The sequence below is a fragment of the Streptomyces sp. NPDC059255 genome, from assembly GCF_042752355.1.
Classification (GTDB): domain Bacteria; phylum Actinomycetota; class Actinomycetes; order Streptomycetales; family Streptomycetaceae; genus Streptomyces.
Genome location: NZ_JBHYZP010000002.1, coordinates 387,237 through 400,736 on the forward strand (window position 1 = coordinate 387,237; position 13,500 = coordinate 400,736).

Genomic DNA, 13,500 nt, shown 5'->3' on the forward strand with positions numbered 1-13,500 from the left:
CAATATATCTCCCCGGGGGGGGCTTGTGCGATGCACTGGCCCCGACACACGACTCCGTCAGGTGGCCCGAGGGGCCGCCTCTTGTTTCCCTTACGTCGGCTCTTGGAGACCGAGGGCTGTCTCCAGCCTGTCGGCGTGGAAGCAGAGGGCCGCGCTGTATGCCTCCGCGGCAGGGTGGAGACCGAAGAATTCGGCAATCGCGTCGGCGGTGGTCTCGTCGCACTCGTCGAGGAACCGCTCCAGCTCACGCAGCAGCGTGGCGAGGTTCGCGGCCTGCTGTCCTTCGACGGAGATCTGCCGGGGCAGGGTGGGGTCGGTGGTCATGTCGCATCCTGGTTCTGTTCGGTGAGCTGGACTTCGAGGTCGGCGATGCGTTTGTCGGCGAAGCGGACGTTCTCGCGGGCGGCGGCCAGCTTGCCGGTCAGCGACTTGTGCTGGGTGGACAGCTCACGGACCTGCTTCTTCAGGGCGCCGTTGTCGGTGATGATCCGGGTGATGTCTTCCTGGCTCCACTCGGTCTGGAGGTCCCGGATCTGACCGAGGAGATCGGCGATCTGCTCGCGTTGGGCCAGGATCTCGGCGTGGGCGGTCTTGAGGGCGGCCTCCGTGTTCAGGGCCCGTTCGCGCCAGGACGCCTCGATTTCCGCCTGCGCGGTGACACGGTCCTGGACGCGTCGCCCCGCGGCCTGGCTCATCGCCTCGGTGACCAGGCTGCGGGCGTCGGCATGCTCGTAGAGGAACGTGCGGGACACGTCCGTGGCCCGGGCGACGGCGGCCATGGTGATCGGCGTCCGCGCCTTGATCATCTGTTCCAGGGTGTCTTTGATCCGAGCCAGGCCGTCTTCGGTCTTTTTCCGTCGGGCTTCGAGGGCTTGGGCCGTGCGGGTGGCCGGAACCGTGGGGGCGGTCATTCGGTGTCCTCAGTGAGGTCGGGGGTGTCGTTGTGAGGTTCGTCGCCGGCGAGGTCGCTGGCCCGGAAGGCGAGGCTCCAGAGGCGGTGGAAGTAGTCCTGGGGTCGGCGAAGGTCCAGGGCGAGGGCGTCCTCGAGCAGGCCGAGGCCGGCCAGGGCCTTTTCCAGGCCGTCGATCGCGCGGGCGGTGGGCTCGAACAGTTCGTGCAGGTAGTCGGCGGTTTTGTCGTCGGGGGCGCGTTCGGCCATGGTTCGCCACTGCTCGGCCTTGCGGCGCCAGTAGAGGAGGTCGGCGCCGGACATGACGAACTTGTCGCAGTTGTGGCAGTCGAGGTTCCAGGGGCAGGCGTCGCCGCGGACCACGGGCTGGAAGGTGCAGAAGCCGCCTTCGGCAGGGGTGCTGCCGCGGGCCAGGTCCAGGGCCATCGCCTCGGCTTCGGCCTTGGTCATCTCGTCGTCGGGGACGACGAGGAGCTTGCCGGGTTCGGCGGCGCCGGGGCCGGCGACCCAGAGACGTTCCAGGAAGTCGTCGACCTCGGAGGAGGCGACCTTCGCGTAGTGCTCGGCCATCCGCTGGGAGACCTGGCCGAGGTATTTCTTGATGTGGTGCAGGCCAGCGCCGTGCTTGAGGAGGTTGGTGGCCAGAGTGTGGCGGGCCTGGTGGGGGACCCAGGCGCCGATGTCGAGGTTTTCGAGCCAGCTGCTGAAGCCGGTGTGGAAGAACGTGTACGAAATCGAGACCGTGCCCTTCGGGTTGCGGCTGGGGGACGGGGAACAGCGCCAGCCCGGCCCGCTCCTTCGGGGTGAGCGGCCGTCCGTGGCGGTCCTCGAACCGGTCCAGGGTGATCTGCTGGCGTTTCTGCAGTCGCAGGTAGAGCGTCTCGGGGATGCGGATCGCCTCGTAGAGGTTGCCGACCTTCGTCTGGTCGTGCCAGAGGAAGGGGACCCGGCGGTGAATCTCCATGCACTCAAGCCGCAGCTTCAGGACCTCCGAGCAACGGCGGCCGGTGAACACCAAGGCCTCCCAGGCGTCCCGCACTCCGTGATCGTTCGGGTCGTAGCGGCTCGCCAGGTGCTGCAGGTTCGTCGGGTCGGCCAGGGCTCGGGCAACGGGATCGGGGAACGGACGCCGGGACTTCGGCTTGGGGCTGTTGCCGGTGGGCATCGCGACGATGAACTTCCGCGAGAGCCCAATCTCCTCGGCCCCGCCGGTGTTCAGGGCCCAGCGCAGGATCGCCCGTCCGTGGTTGAGAACGAAGCGGCCGGTGTGCTCGGTGACCTTGCTGGGCTTGCCGTCGGGTCCGAGGATGATCAGCGACGTCAGGCCCTCGCGGATCCGCTTGTTGTGGTCGGCGACGAAGCGCCGCATGTGCTCCTCGCCGAGCAGGCGGGGGTCGTGTCCCCCGTTGGGGGCGGCGATTTCCAAGAACGCGCTCAGCTCGGTGCAGGCCCGACGGTCGTGGTCGAGGGGGCCCGTGCTGCGAGGGCCCTTGGGGGACTCCAGCCGGTCGGCGATGTGGTCCCAGAGGAGGTCCCGCAGCCACCGCTGCGAGACGGCGGTGAGGTCAAAGTTGCTGTGCCGCTGCGGGAAGCGGACGCCGAAGTGCTCGGTCTCGATGTAGCCGGCCTCCTTCGTCTCCCCGGGAGTGAAGTAGACGATCCGCAGCTCGGTGAGGGCCTCGTGGAGGATGAACCTCTTGCGCGAGTCCAGCTGCATGCGCTCGTCGGTCAGCGAGCCGACGCGGCGATCGCGGACCAGATTGACCAGCTGCTGGACCCACCAGGTCGGCCAGTAGGTGTGGGCGGCCCGCTGAGTATGGGCGAACAGTGCCCACTGGAACTCGGCCCGCAGCAGCGGCGGCAGCCCCTGGAGGTTGATCGTGCCGGCCCGCGAGACGGGATGCGCGCACCGGCACCAGCGGCGGAACGCGGCCTCGTCCTCGTAGAGGATCGGCACGGGCTTGCCGACCATCTCGAAGCGGTTGAACCACTTCTTCGGGCGCTCGGCGCCGCCGGGGCGGCCGTCCGCCTGGTAACGGATCTCATGCACCCAGCACAAGCCCATCGGGCTGCTGGACAGCGACTGGCAGGAGACGACGACGCAGTCGCCGTAACCGTGGAACGACTGGGTCTGCGTCGCGAGCCAGTCCTCGAAGATCAGTCCGGGCCGGGTGGCCGAGGCCTTCTTCCAGCGGCCGTTGTGGGCCAGACACAGCCTCAACTCATGGTGGCGGGCGCGGCGTTCGGGACAGATCCGGCAGACCGGGGGCTCGCCCATGCGGTCGTAGAACTTCGCGGGCTTGGCGTCCCGCAGGAAGGCGCGACGGGTGAGCTGGGAGTTCTCCCGGCTGCCGCGTTCCCATTCCATCTTGTGTGGGTGGCACAGATCGCGGGCGTTGGTGCGGGAGTGGTCGCAGCCCTCGACCCGGCAGCGCCAGCCGAACACCGGATGGTCGGCAGGCACCTTGATCAAGGTCTCGCGGAAGAGCGGCTCGACGTGCGGGCCGCCGAGCAGGGCCGTCAGCACTTCCAGGCGGTCGCGGGTCTCCCGGCGCCTGGTCGGGTCGGCGACGGAGTGCAGAGGCAGAAGGACGTCGCTCACTGCATCTCACCCCATGTGGCCATCAGCGCGGCGCCGAAGGCGGGGTCGTTGACGTCGACGTGAGCGTAGATCTCCTCGACCGTCTCGGTCGAAGCCCAGCCGCCTGCGTCCCGGACGATGACCAGGTTGCCGTCCGCCGCGTCGAGCACGGCGTTCGCCCACGTGTGCCTGAACATGTGCGGGCGGATCAGGCCCAGGCCGGCTCGGCGCCCGGCCCCGGTTGAGCATCTTGCGGGCCCCCTCCGGCGCCCAAGGCAGGCCGCGATTCCGACCGTGCTGCTGGACCAGCAGCATCCCGTGGCCGGCGCCGCGCGGGTACTCGGCCATCATGTAGTCGAAGTAGGCGTGGATCATCGCCGGGCTGACCCGCTTGATCAGCCCGCCGCGGACCACCTGGCCGTCGAACTCCCACGGCCACTTCGTCTTCGCGCGGGCGTCGGTGACCAGCCCGTCGCGGTGACAGACATGGGCGTGCGGGGCCCGGCACTCGCCGCAGGCGGCATCCTCGCGCAGATGCAGGTCGGCCAGGTGGAGGCCGCACAACTCACCGATGCGGAAGCCGCCGTCACTCAGCCACTCGACGACGACCCGGTCGCGGGCCGAGTTCACCTCCTCCAGCAGCACCTCGCGGGCGCCGTCCGGCAGCATCTTCTTGTGCCGGCGCTTCTCCTCCTTCGGCGCGAGCGGGTTCGCGTCCATGCTTCGCTTGAGGTGCCCGAGCAGAGCGCGGTCCTTGTCCCGCTGCGTCGGCATCCGCTTCAGGTTCAGCTCCTGGGCCAGCGCGGTGTTGATGCCGAGCTCGGCCAGCCGCAGGTAGAAGCCCTTCAAGCAGGCGGCCGCCCCGCGCAGAGCGGAGTTCTCATAGGGCCGCTTGCTCACCCGCCACGGGGCCCCGTAGGGCATCGGGATCTTCGCGCCGACGGCCCCCATGTACCGCTTGAGGTCGCGGAAGACCACGGTCTCGGGCGTCAGGCCCTCGTGCTCCAGCCACCGCAGGTGATCGACGAGCAAGTACGCGTACGTCCTGTCCGAGCCCTTGCCCGCGTACTGCGACAGGTACCAGTCGGCCCCGGAATGCAGCCCGCTCGACGAGTCGAAGATGGTGTACGAGCAGCGGCCGTCCCGGTGCCGCACCTTCTGCACCCTGAGCTGACCGAGCGCCAGTCTCTGTACCACGTGACCTCCATGCCGACTGTGCTGACATCGCGAACATCACAACGTCGGTCGGCAAACGAGGTCGGGATGTCCCCGGTCACGGCCCCTGGCAGACATCACGAACAGCACTCGCACAGGCCGGAAAACGCGACGAGAAGCCGGTCTCCAAGGTCGAGTGGTAGTCGGTGCTGTGGCATCTGCGGGGCGACGGCCGCGACAGCGCCCTGGTCCACGCCGCGCTGCCCGGTGTGGCTATGACCTCGGTCAGCATGGTGACGTCGATCCGGTGATTCAGCGATGGCGCTGGCTGACACGGACTTGGGATCCGGACGCGCCTGTCAGACCACGGACACGGCAATCAGCCCCGTACAAACTGGCGTACTGAGGGCCGGACGGAGAGCGTCTCACTGCTCCGGTATGAGCCGTGGCATCGGCGCCGCCCTGCCCGATCCGGCGGTCGAGGTCTGCACGGCCGGGGCCGCCGATGTCGTCCAGGCCGTGTTCACCGCCCGCCAGGGCGGCTACGCCGCGTTGCAGAGGGTCCGCGTCACCGGCGGCCCTTTCAAGGGACAGCACGGTTACGTGCAACAGCCGGGCTGGGCGGTCGACGACGACACACAGTCGGTGGACGGGCCCGCCGGCTACGTCGTTGATCTCGACGATACCGAGGGAACCCGGGACATCGGCGCCCACCAGCTCCGGCATGCCCTAAACCGCCGCTGGCCGCAGCGGAAGCGCGGGTTACTCAAAGACTGTCCGTTCGCCGTGAGTGAGCCGCTGTCCCCGCGGCTCGCGTGCGCCGAGGACCTGGAAGCGGTCCTGGCGCGGGCGACCAACCCTCAGGACGTACCAGAGGACTTGCGGCAGACGACGGCCACTGCCGTCGATCACCATCACCTCAGTATCAGCCGCGGTGCCAGCCCGGAGCCGAACGGCGTGTCCTGGCAAATCGTCCAGCACTGGTACCAACTCACCGAGCAGTACATCGACGGCCGGATCGCCGAGATGTAGGAGGTTGAGTTCAAGCAGCATCTCCACGACCCAGACCAGGTCAGCTACTTGGCGTTCAGCGAGCCGGAGGCACACGCCTTGATCTCTCGGCGCGTAGAACGCCGGTGAGCGCCGAGCCACACGGGCACATCGAGAGCACCCCGTACGTGCGCCGCTCGGGCCGGGGAGCTGCCTTGGGGAGCGAACCTGGCTCCGGGACGGGACACGGAAGCCGCGGTTCGCGCCCGAAGGCGTACCGACCGCCGGAGCGGCGCTGGCGTTTTCTTTTGAAGGACCGCCCCTTGTGGCTGACCGGCACCTGGGTGCGGTGGAGCCACGTCCAAACTGGCCGGTGGGCGCTCGTCGTCGATATGTCTGCCGGCGCCGCTCAACGAGGGGAGCGGGATGCCTGCCCAGCCGGTCCAGGGCCGAGGATTGTGGGCAGGGACCGGTGGGCGTTCCAGAGGTAGGACTCTTGAGGCTGCAGGACACCGGGCTCGGTGAGGGCCAGTTTGGGATAGCTTTCGAACAGGACACGGAGCGTGACGCGGGCGACTGTCCGGGCGAGGTCGGCGCCCAGGAACCAGGAGTGACCGTATCCGAGGGACAGGTGCTGGCTGCGGGTCGGCCGGGTGATGTCGAAAGCTGACGGGAGTCGGTGGATGTCGGGATCGCGGCCTATCGCCGCGAGGTTGGCGGTGATCAGTTCGCCGCGGAGGAAGTGTTCGCCGGTGGGTTCGTCGGTGGTGTCGTCGACGACGTATCCGACTGCCGTGTACACCACGGGCGGCTGGTGGCGCAGGGTCTCTTCGACTACGTCGTTCCAGGTTGCGGTGTGGTCGCGGACCAGGCGGAGCTGGTCCGGGTGCCGGAGGAGGTTGACGATGCCGTGGTCGAGGATGTTCGCGGTGATCTTGCTCGCGTCGAGCAGTTGCTTCATGGCGCTCAGCAGTTCCGGCTGCGAGAGACGAGTGCCCGTTTCGGCATCATGAGCTTCGATAAGTTGTGTTGTCAGGTCTTTGCCGGGTTGGGCGCGTTTCACATCGATCAGATCACCGAGCAACTGATGAACGGTCCGGCGGTTCAGAGCGGCCCTCCCTGAGCCGGTTCCGTGAGGCTGTCCGGTGGTGAGACCGTGGAAAAGGTCGCGCATGCCGGCCGTCACGCCGAGCAGCATGCCGGTCACCAAGCATGGAAGCCGCACGGCGAACCGGGCACGGAGGTCGACCGTCTCGCGCGGGTGCGGTGCGATGCCGGCGAGGAGGTTGTGCGCGAGGCGCTCGATGTCCGGAACGAACGGTGCGAGGCGTTCGGCGCTGAAGCCGGACGCGGCCAGGCGGTGCAGCCGCCGGCACTCGTCCTCGCGGTGGGCGGAAACGGATCCGATGGCGCGGCCGTGGCCCTGCGGGTTCCATACGCCGGGGCTTTCGCCGCCAAGCCCCCCGGAGCGGAGGGCGTCCGCGTGTCCGGCGACCAGAGGGTTTCCGAAGAGGCGTACAGCCAGCGCGTGGTCGGTTACCGCCCAGGCCCGCTCACCGTCGGGCAGTTGGACCGGCGCGGCGGCGCCTAGACCGAGGAGCATCTCGGCCTGTTCATGGTGATCGGTCTCCAGCGGGTGGATGGGGTGCAGGTGGCTGAACAGGGTGAGGCGGCTCTGCTTTTCCATGACAGCTCCGTGGTTTGTGCCGTTGCCGCCCGGGATGGACTCACCGGGCGTGTCCTGTCGGGATGTTCTCTGTTGTCGCTCGCACAAGCGGAGTTACGTAAAGTGATCATGTCGCCTTCCTTGGTTTCATATCGTTACGGAGACCCCCAGCCGGGGGATTCTTCAGTCCTGGAATACCCATCTCGACGACGGATCAAGCGAATCTATTAAACAGCCCGAACGGGCTGTTTAATCAGCTTCACCGCGACACCCAGATAGCTCCCCGGACGGGCACGTTTCAAGCCGTCAGGATCATTTCAGATCAACGGAGTTGTCAGCTTCAGGCGGGTGAGCCGGTCGGGTGCGATATCGAGACCGAGGAGCATTCCGGGCGCTGCTATACCGGGCAGGGTCACCTTCCAGAGCTCGGAGAGCCGCACCGGGAGGCTCGTGCGGTCGTCGGTCGCCTTGGACATGAGCTGGATTCCCACGAAGCTGCCGATCAGTGTCTTGGCCACCTCCGAAGGGGTCGCACCGGGTAGCATTTGCCCGGATTTCTGGGCCTGCGTCAACACCTGCTCCACATGCTGTGCCCACTGGTGGAACGTGGGGGCCGCGTTGATCTCCTGCGGTAGTCCGCCGTCGGTCGAGAGTCGGACACTTCCCCTGATCAGCGAGTTGTTCAGCATGAGATCCACGAAGTGGAACCCGGTGTCGATGAGCTCCTGGATCTTGGACTCCTGGGGCGGGACGGTGGCCATCGGCACCTGCTCGGTCAGCAGCGCGATGGCCAGATCCGCCTTGGAGTCGAAATGGTGGTACAGGCGGCCCTTTGTGCTTCCTGTCCGCTCATAGATGGTCTTGAGTGTTGTCGCGGCATAGCCGTGCTCATAGAAGACCTCGCCCGCGGCGGCCAGGAGGAGAGCCCGGGTGCGGATCGAGCGCTCCTGCTTCGCCCTGGTCCGGGGGAGAACTACGTCCATGAACTTCCTTTTTCGATAGCACTGTTGGCGTTGAGGGATATTCCTCGCCAGTGGCGCACTCGCGAGGAATGATGACAGTATTGCAATACCGCCTGGCGTGGCCGTACTCTTGGCGCCGCCGACGGTCCGTCGGCACTCGTTTCTGATTCGGTGAAATGGAGTCAGGTCGAGTCAATGGATGGAGAGATGATCCCGTGCCTTTGTCGCAGCGTTGGGCGCGATACGGAATCGGGGCATGCCGATTCACCACGGGGAATCTCACATGTTGGACACGGCCTTGTCGTCAGGAGGCAGGGCCGTGCCGCAGGACCGGACACGCCGGTGTCCGGGGCAGTACACGCGTTTTCAGCACCGCCGGCAGGAGCGTCGGCGTGACCGGGAGGCAGAAGTCGGGTGGGGGTGCTCCAGATATTCCGGGGCGGCAGGGCGCAGGAATCGGGGCTTGGCGTCCGCTCGGTGCGCAGGGAGGCCCGCCGCGTCGTCGGGGAGATGCCCGTCACCCGTCCGTTCGACCTCGACGCGCTGATCGCCGGGATCGGGGAGGTACGGGGGCGGACGATCAGGCTCGTGCCCATCCCCGACCGACTGCTGGGGAGCACCTCACTTCACCTGCACAGCACCTCCCGCTTCCACCGCGAGAAGATCATCTTCCGTGAACTCGGACATCTGTGGTGCGACGACGCCGACGGGATCCCCCACGAAGAACTCGGCCACGCGGCCCGGGACTTCGCCACGGAACTGGTCCGTCAGCTCATCGGACGGAACCAGGCCGCCGGCCGCCGGCGCTACGGAACGCGCAAGGAAGCCCACGCGGAGACCATCGCGGACCTCATCCACAGCACCGCCCCTCATCACGACGACGCCGAGGACGGACTCGTGCGGGCGCTCGACCAGACCCTCACCCACCCCCGCAGGAGCAGTTGGCCGTGACCGACACGACCCCCTACACCATCATCGCCCTTCTGCTGCTCCAGGCCCTGTGGAAGGTCCCCACGGCGCTCCGCGGACAGATTCCTGAGCGGTCCCTGTGGGCAGCGGTCACGACGCTCACCGTGGCCTGGTTCCTGCGGACAGACCTTGGCAGGTACCTGACCGACGGCCCCGGCGTCGTCGGCCTCGGCACGTCCCTCAAGCACAGCCTCGCCGTCATCGGCCTGACCGCACTTGCTCCGGTACGCCGCGGCCGTCGGCCGGCACGCCCACCTGGCCGGCACCGGATGCGCATCCTGCGTGGATCCGGCCCGCGTCGCGCCTGGCCGGACGACTTCTACAGACTTTAAGAACCAACTCTGGATCTTGACGCGGGTCAGTGCGTATGTTCGTCGTCCCCGGGCAGCCCGCCCGGCAGGTACGACCATGAGGAGCAGTATGCGCGCGCGACGGACCGTGTAGGTCCGGATACAGCGGCGGCGTCCGGGAGCTGTAACTCCCGGACGCCGGACGCCCAATCAACACGAAACCGTCCCGGCAAGGACGGTATCGCCACCATCACCACGCTGATCCCTTAGCTAGAGGCATGTCAGCGTGGCAATCAAAGGGGATTGTTACATGCGCCCAGCCCTGCGCAAAAGGCCCGTCCTGTCCCGCGCGGCAGCCGCACCACACACCAGCTCCCGCCTGCCTTCGGGGAGTGGCCGATGAGCAGCGATGCCCGTGAGTGGGTGTGGGAGCACAGCTCCAGCAAGGGAAACGCCCGCCTGGTCCTGCTGTCGATCGCCGACAGGGTGGCCGATGAGCAGTGCATCTCCTGGGCCTCGCTGTCCAGCCTGGCCAAGCGCACCCGCGCGTCCCTCTCCACGGTGCGCGAGGCCATCGAGCGCCTGGTCGACTCCGACGAGCTGGAACAGCTCGACGACCTCACAGGGCCCCAGGGCAGCACGGTCTACCGTCTGCCCCTCGCCGCCGTAGCCGTGGCAACAGCCGCCCGGGACCAGGACGCGGACGACACGGACGCGTCGGTGGACGAGCCCGAATCCCCTCCCGCCGTGCGGATCTCGGCTCTGCGGCGGTACGGGATCCGGCTCCGGGAGGTGCCGGTATCCCTTGAAGGGTGCCGGAAACCGGCAGTACCGGAATCCGGCAGGTCCCGGCGGAAACCGGCACCCCGGGGTACCGGAAACCGGCACGGGGGTGTACCGAAAACCGGCACACAGAACCGTAGTGAACCGGATAAGAACCGTAGGTACAGCAGTAGTGGTGCCGCCGTCACCCCGGCTGCCGATTGGGAGGTCGACCCCGACACCCACACCTGGACCCGCCAGCAAGGACACCTCGACCGCCTCGGCGAGGAGGGCTTGGCCCTGGCCGACGCGAAGTGGCGCGCCCACCGCGCCGGTCACCCGCCCCGGCCGGCCGGTGTGTGGGCTGCGGACTGGCGGTCCTGGATCGCCCGGGAGCACGCCCCCAGCCGCCCCAGGCTCCGCGCCCTTCCCGGCGGCGCCGGTGACGGCCCGGCTCCGGCGGGCGGGATGACCCGCGCCGAAGCCCACATGGCCGCCCTTCTCGCCGCTCTCGACGAGCCGACCGGAACGGAGGGCTGACCGTGGACCGCCGCGAAATCGCCGCCCTGCTCGCATACATCGGCCGGCTCGACCCCCGCACCATCCGCACCGACCAGGGCGAGGCCAGCGACCAGATCGCCCAGTGGCACGTACTGCTCGGCGACGTCCCCCCGGCCACGCCCTACGGCTGGGACGCCCGGATCGCCGCCCACCAGCACATCCGCACCTCGCCGTACCCGATCCTGCCCGCGGACATCGCGCGTCCCTGGGACAGCTACCGGCGCGAGCGCCTGGCGCGGCATACCGACCCCACCCCCCTCTCCGATCCGGACGACCAGATTGCCTGGACCGCCGAGCTGGTCGGAACCCGGCGTGCCGTCGCCACCGGCAGCGTCCAGCCCCGGGAGGACCGGGCGATCACCAGCGGTCGCGGCCGGATCGACCCGGAGCTGAAGGCGCGGCTGAAGGAGGTCGGCTCCTGCATCCCGCCGGCCGCCCGCGCTGCCCTCAGGCCCTTCCGGCCCGCCCGTGCGGCTCGCGAGGCAGCCGTGGCCCAGGGACGGCCCGACGCCTTCGCGGTGCCGTGCGAGTGGTGCAAGGCACCGGTCGGTATGCCGTGCCGCAGCCGCCGGATCGGCCCCGACGACGGCACGCGCGCAACCACTCCGCGCGCCACCCCGCACCCCGGCCGCCTCGACCTCGCCACCACCCAGCAGGCCCAGGAACCCCAGCGGCTGGAGCAGCCCACACCGGCCTGAACGGCCCCATGCCTGCGCCGGTGCACCCCGTCAAGGTGCACCGGCCCCCGCCATCCCGCTGCGGCCCCGCGCGCCCCGCGCCGCGCCGCGGCCGGTACCGAACGCCGCGTCCGCCTCCCCGGCCCCAGGCGGAGACGCGGCATGACATCGGAGACCCATGCGCCACATCACCACCCACGCCACCCCGGCCACCGGCCTGCGCGGCATCGCCGACACCAGCTGGCAGCCCCGAGGCGCCTGCCACGGCATGGACGTCGAGGACGCCGAAGCCGTGTTCTTCCCCCTGCCCCGGGACCACGAGGCCATCGCCGAAGCCAAGGAGCTCTGCGGCTGGTGCCCGGTGCGCCGCGAGTGCCTCAACTTCGCCCTGGAGAACGGCCTCAAGGAAGGCATCTGGGGCGGGCTGACCGAGGCCGAGCGGCGCCCCTGGCACGACGGACTGCCCCAGCGCCGCGACTACCGGCGCGTAGCCGCCTTCTTCAACGGACGCGACGTCCAGCTCACCGAGGCCGAGCGCCAGCTCGTCATCGACCTCGCCTACCTGCGCGGATGGCGTCCCGTCCGGCTCGCCGTAGCCCTGCAGATCAGTGTCAAGCACGCCCGCGACCTCCTCCACCAGGTCGCCAACAAGGTCTTCGACCGCGACCGCAACCTCGGCATGCCACCCAACCCGCACAAGAAGAAGAGCAAGGGCAAGCAGTCCGCCCCGGCCCCCGGAAGGCCCGCAACCGCCCGACCCACAACCACACCGCCGGCACCCCGCCCAGGGCCGCCGGCCTGCGCGGACGCCCTTGCCGGAAGGGCCGTATGACGTCCCTCGGCGCTGTCCCGGACCTGTCCGTCCTCCTCGCCGCCGGAATCCCCGCCACCGCCCTGGCCCTGGCCCTCGCGGGGTGGGCATTCCGCCGCCGGAACACGACCCCGCAGAAACGTCCCCGCAGTCCGGCGGTGAAGGTCGCCACGCTCGCCGCGCTCGGCTGCACCGCCTACAGCGCCGACACGAGCTGGCGCTTCGCCGCCGACTACCTCGACATGGCCGGCACCGCCGAACGCGCCGCCATGTTCGCCGCCGCGGAACTCGCCCTGTTCGCGACCGCGCTGATGGCCCGCCAGAACCTGGCCACCCTGGGTGCGCCAGGGCTGCCCGGGACGCTGGTCTGGGTCATCACCGGTGTGCAGATAATCCCCGCCTACGCCGAGAGCGGCCCCGTCGGCGGCACGGTCCGCGCCTTCGTCGGACCGGTCATGGCAGCGATGCTCTGGCACCTCGCCATGGGCATCGAACTGCGTCTGCACACCCCCGGCGCAGCCTCCCACGGCCTGATCGCCACCCTGGGACGGGAAGCACGCGAGCGGCTCCTCTCCCGCCTCGGCATCGCCGCCCGGGACCGCGACGCCGCCCAGATCACCCGCGACCGCGCGACCGCCCGTGCCGTCGCCCTCGCCGCACGGCTCGCCGAACGCACCCCCGCACAGCGAACCAACTGGCGCGGCCGACGCCTCACCCAGCGGCTGTCGAAAGCAATCGGCCGCGCCGTCGTCGGCACCGACCCCCTCCAGCGGGCGGAACTGCTCGACCAGCTCGCCGCCCGCCGCCACGCCCTCGACCTCGCCACGGTCCCCCTCCCCTCCCCCTGGTCCCCACACCCCGACAACGACAGGCCCGCCTCGGTCCCCGCGGTCAGGGGACCGGGGACCGCGGTCCTCATCAACGGTCCCCAGACCGGCGCCGAACCGGCCGCCGAACCGGTCCCGGGGACCGCGAGGGGACCCGTCCCCGGTCCCCAGGACCGCAGCGCGGGGACCGGGGACCGCAGCGCGGGGACCGGGGACCGTAACGCGGGGACCGGGGACCGTAACGCGGGGACCGGGGACCGTAACGCGGGGACCGGGGACCGTAACGCGGGGACCGGGGACCGTAACGCGGGGACCGGGGACCGTAACGCGGGGACCGGT

General features: G+C 69.3%; 14 protein-coding genes and 1 pseudogene. 8 read left to right on the top strand and 7 right to left on the bottom strand.

The genetic code is table 11. The features are described from left to right. Positions 1-90: 90 nt before the first annotated feature. The 4 genes and pseudogenes from ACFXKG_RS05380 to ACFXKG_RS05395 all read right to left on the bottom strand — a co-directional run. Positions 91-324 carry a hypothetical protein gene (locus tag ACFXKG_RS05380; RefSeq protein ID WP_384832631.1) on the bottom strand — a complete coding sequence of 78 codons (234 nt, stop codon included), beginning with the start codon at positions 322-324 and terminating at the stop codon, positions 91-93. Then, positions 321-911 carry a DUF6262 family protein gene (locus ACFXKG_RS05385; protein WP_384832634.1) on the bottom strand — a complete coding sequence of 197 codons (591 nt, stop codon included), beginning with the start codon at positions 909-911 and terminating at the stop codon, positions 321-323. Before ACFXKG_RS05385 ends, ACFXKG_RS05380 begins: the two co-directional genes overlap by 4 nt. Next, positions 908-1,480, bottom strand: a complete 573-nt coding sequence (locus ACFXKG_RS05390; protein WP_384832864.1) for a hypothetical protein — start codon at positions 1,478-1,480, stop codon at positions 908-910. The genes ACFXKG_RS05385 and ACFXKG_RS05390 overlap by 4 nt, the downstream gene beginning before the upstream one ends. Before the next feature lie 30 nt (positions 1,481-1,510). Further along, positions 1,511-1,645 (bottom strand): annotated as a pseudogene (locus tag ACFXKG_RS05395) (site-specific integrase); the annotation flags it as partial. Between ACFXKG_RS05395 and ACFXKG_RS05400 the strand changes: the two are divergent. After that, positions 1,590-3,575: a hypothetical protein gene (locus tag ACFXKG_RS05400; RefSeq protein ID WP_384832867.1), complete on the top strand. Its 1,986-nt coding sequence runs from the start codon at positions 1,590-1,592 to the stop codon at positions 3,573-3,575. The pseudogene ACFXKG_RS05395 and the gene ACFXKG_RS05400 overlap by 56 nt on opposite strands. Here the strand turns inward: ACFXKG_RS05400 and ACFXKG_RS05405 are convergent. Further along, entirely contained in the window at positions 3,509-3,688 is a 180-nt protein-coding gene (locus ACFXKG_RS05405) for a hypothetical protein (protein ID WP_384832637.1), read from the bottom strand. The two genes, ACFXKG_RS05400 and ACFXKG_RS05405, sit on opposite strands and share 67 nt — an antisense overlap. A 1,396-nt stretch (positions 3,689-5,084) precedes the next feature. On the opposite strand from ACFXKG_RS05405, the gene ACFXKG_RS05410 reads away from it, so the two are divergent. Further along, complete coding sequence (locus ACFXKG_RS05410) at positions 5,085-5,678, top strand: hypothetical protein (protein ID WP_384832640.1); 594 nt, start codon at positions 5,085-5,087, stop codon at positions 5,676-5,678. A gap of 367 nt (positions 5,679-6,045) precedes the next feature. Here the strand turns inward: ACFXKG_RS05410 and ACFXKG_RS05415 are convergent, their stop codons facing one another. Then, positions 6,046-7,323: a cytochrome P450 gene (locus ACFXKG_RS05415; RefSeq protein ID WP_384832643.1), complete on the bottom strand. Its 1,278-nt coding sequence runs from the start codon at positions 7,321-7,323 to the stop codon at positions 6,046-6,048. Positions 7,324-7,619: 296 nt separating this feature from the next. Then, positions 7,620-8,285 carry a ScbR family autoregulator-binding transcription factor gene (locus tag ACFXKG_RS05420; RefSeq protein WP_384832647.1) on the bottom strand — a complete coding sequence of 222 codons (666 nt, stop codon included), beginning with the start codon at positions 8,283-8,285 and terminating at the stop codon, positions 7,620-7,622. A 399-nt stretch (positions 8,286-8,684) separates the two neighbouring features. Between ACFXKG_RS05420 and ACFXKG_RS05425 the strand changes: the two genes are divergently transcribed. The 6 genes from ACFXKG_RS05425 to ACFXKG_RS05450 all read left to right on the top strand — a co-directional run. Continuing rightward, positions 8,685-9,215, top strand: coding sequence for a hypothetical protein (locus tag ACFXKG_RS05425; protein WP_384832650.1), 531 nt, complete (start codon positions 8,685-8,687; stop codon positions 9,213-9,215). Further along, complete coding sequence (locus ACFXKG_RS05430; protein ID WP_384832653.1) at positions 9,212-9,565, top strand: hypothetical protein; 354 nt, start codon at positions 9,212-9,214, stop codon at positions 9,563-9,565. Before ACFXKG_RS05425 ends, ACFXKG_RS05430 begins: the two co-directional genes overlap by 4 nt. A gap of 357 nt (positions 9,566-9,922) precedes the next feature. Continuing rightward, complete coding sequence (locus ACFXKG_RS05435; RefSeq protein ID WP_384832656.1) at positions 9,923-10,825, top strand: helix-turn-helix domain-containing protein; 903 nt, start codon at positions 9,923-9,925, stop codon at positions 10,823-10,825. A 2-nt stretch (positions 10,826-10,827) separates the two neighbouring features. After that, on the top strand, positions 10,828-11,544 hold the full coding sequence (locus ACFXKG_RS05440; protein ID WP_384832659.1) for a hypothetical protein: 717 nt from the start codon (positions 10,828-10,830) through the stop codon (positions 11,542-11,544). Between the two features lie 157 nt (positions 11,545-11,701). Next, the gene (locus ACFXKG_RS05445) at positions 11,702-12,355 is read left to right on the top strand and encodes a WhiB family transcriptional regulator (protein WP_384832662.1); all 654 of its coding nucleotides are present in this window, start codon (positions 11,702-11,704) and stop codon (positions 12,353-12,355) included. Then, a partial coding sequence (locus tag ACFXKG_RS05450; protein ID WP_384832665.1) for a hypothetical protein occupies positions 12,352-13,500 on the top strand: 1,149 nt, incomplete at its 3' end. The genes ACFXKG_RS05445 and ACFXKG_RS05450, both read left to right, overlap by 4 nt.

Coding starts and splice junctions, on each gene's coding strand:
- ACFXKG_RS05380 (WP_384832631.1), bottom strand. CDS start 324: ATGACCACCGACCCCACCCTGCCCCGGCAGATCTCCGTCGAAGGACAG.
- ACFXKG_RS05385 (WP_384832634.1), bottom strand. CDS start 911: ATGACCGCCCCCACGGTTCCGGCCACCCGCACGGCCCAAGCCCTCGAA.
- ACFXKG_RS05390 (WP_384832864.1), bottom strand. CDS start 1,480: ATGGCCGAGCACTACGCGAAGGTCGCCTCCTCCGAGGTCGACGACTTC.
- ACFXKG_RS05400 (WP_384832867.1), top strand. CDS start 1,590: ATGTCGAGGTTTTCGAGCCAGCTGCTGAAGCCGGTGTGGAAGAACGTG.
- ACFXKG_RS05405 (WP_384832637.1), bottom strand. CDS start 3,688: ATGTTCAGGCACACGTGGGCGAACGCCGTGCTCGACGCGGCGGACGGC.
- ACFXKG_RS05410 (WP_384832640.1), top strand. CDS start 5,085: ATGAGCCGTGGCATCGGCGCCGCCCTGCCCGATCCGGCGGTCGAGGTC.
- ACFXKG_RS05415 (WP_384832643.1), bottom strand. CDS start 7,323: ATGGAAAAGCAGAGCCGCCTCACCCTGTTCAGCCACCTGCACCCCATC.
- ACFXKG_RS05420 (WP_384832647.1), bottom strand. CDS start 8,285: ATGGACGTAGTTCTCCCCCGGACCAGGGCGAAGCAGGAGCGCTCGATC.
- ACFXKG_RS05435 (WP_384832656.1), top strand. CDS start 9,923: ATGAGCAGCGATGCCCGTGAGTGGGTGTGGGAGCACAGCTCCAGCAAG.
- ACFXKG_RS05445 (WP_384832662.1), top strand. CDS start 11,702: ATGCGCCACATCACCACCCACGCCACCCCGGCCACCGGCCTGCGCGGC.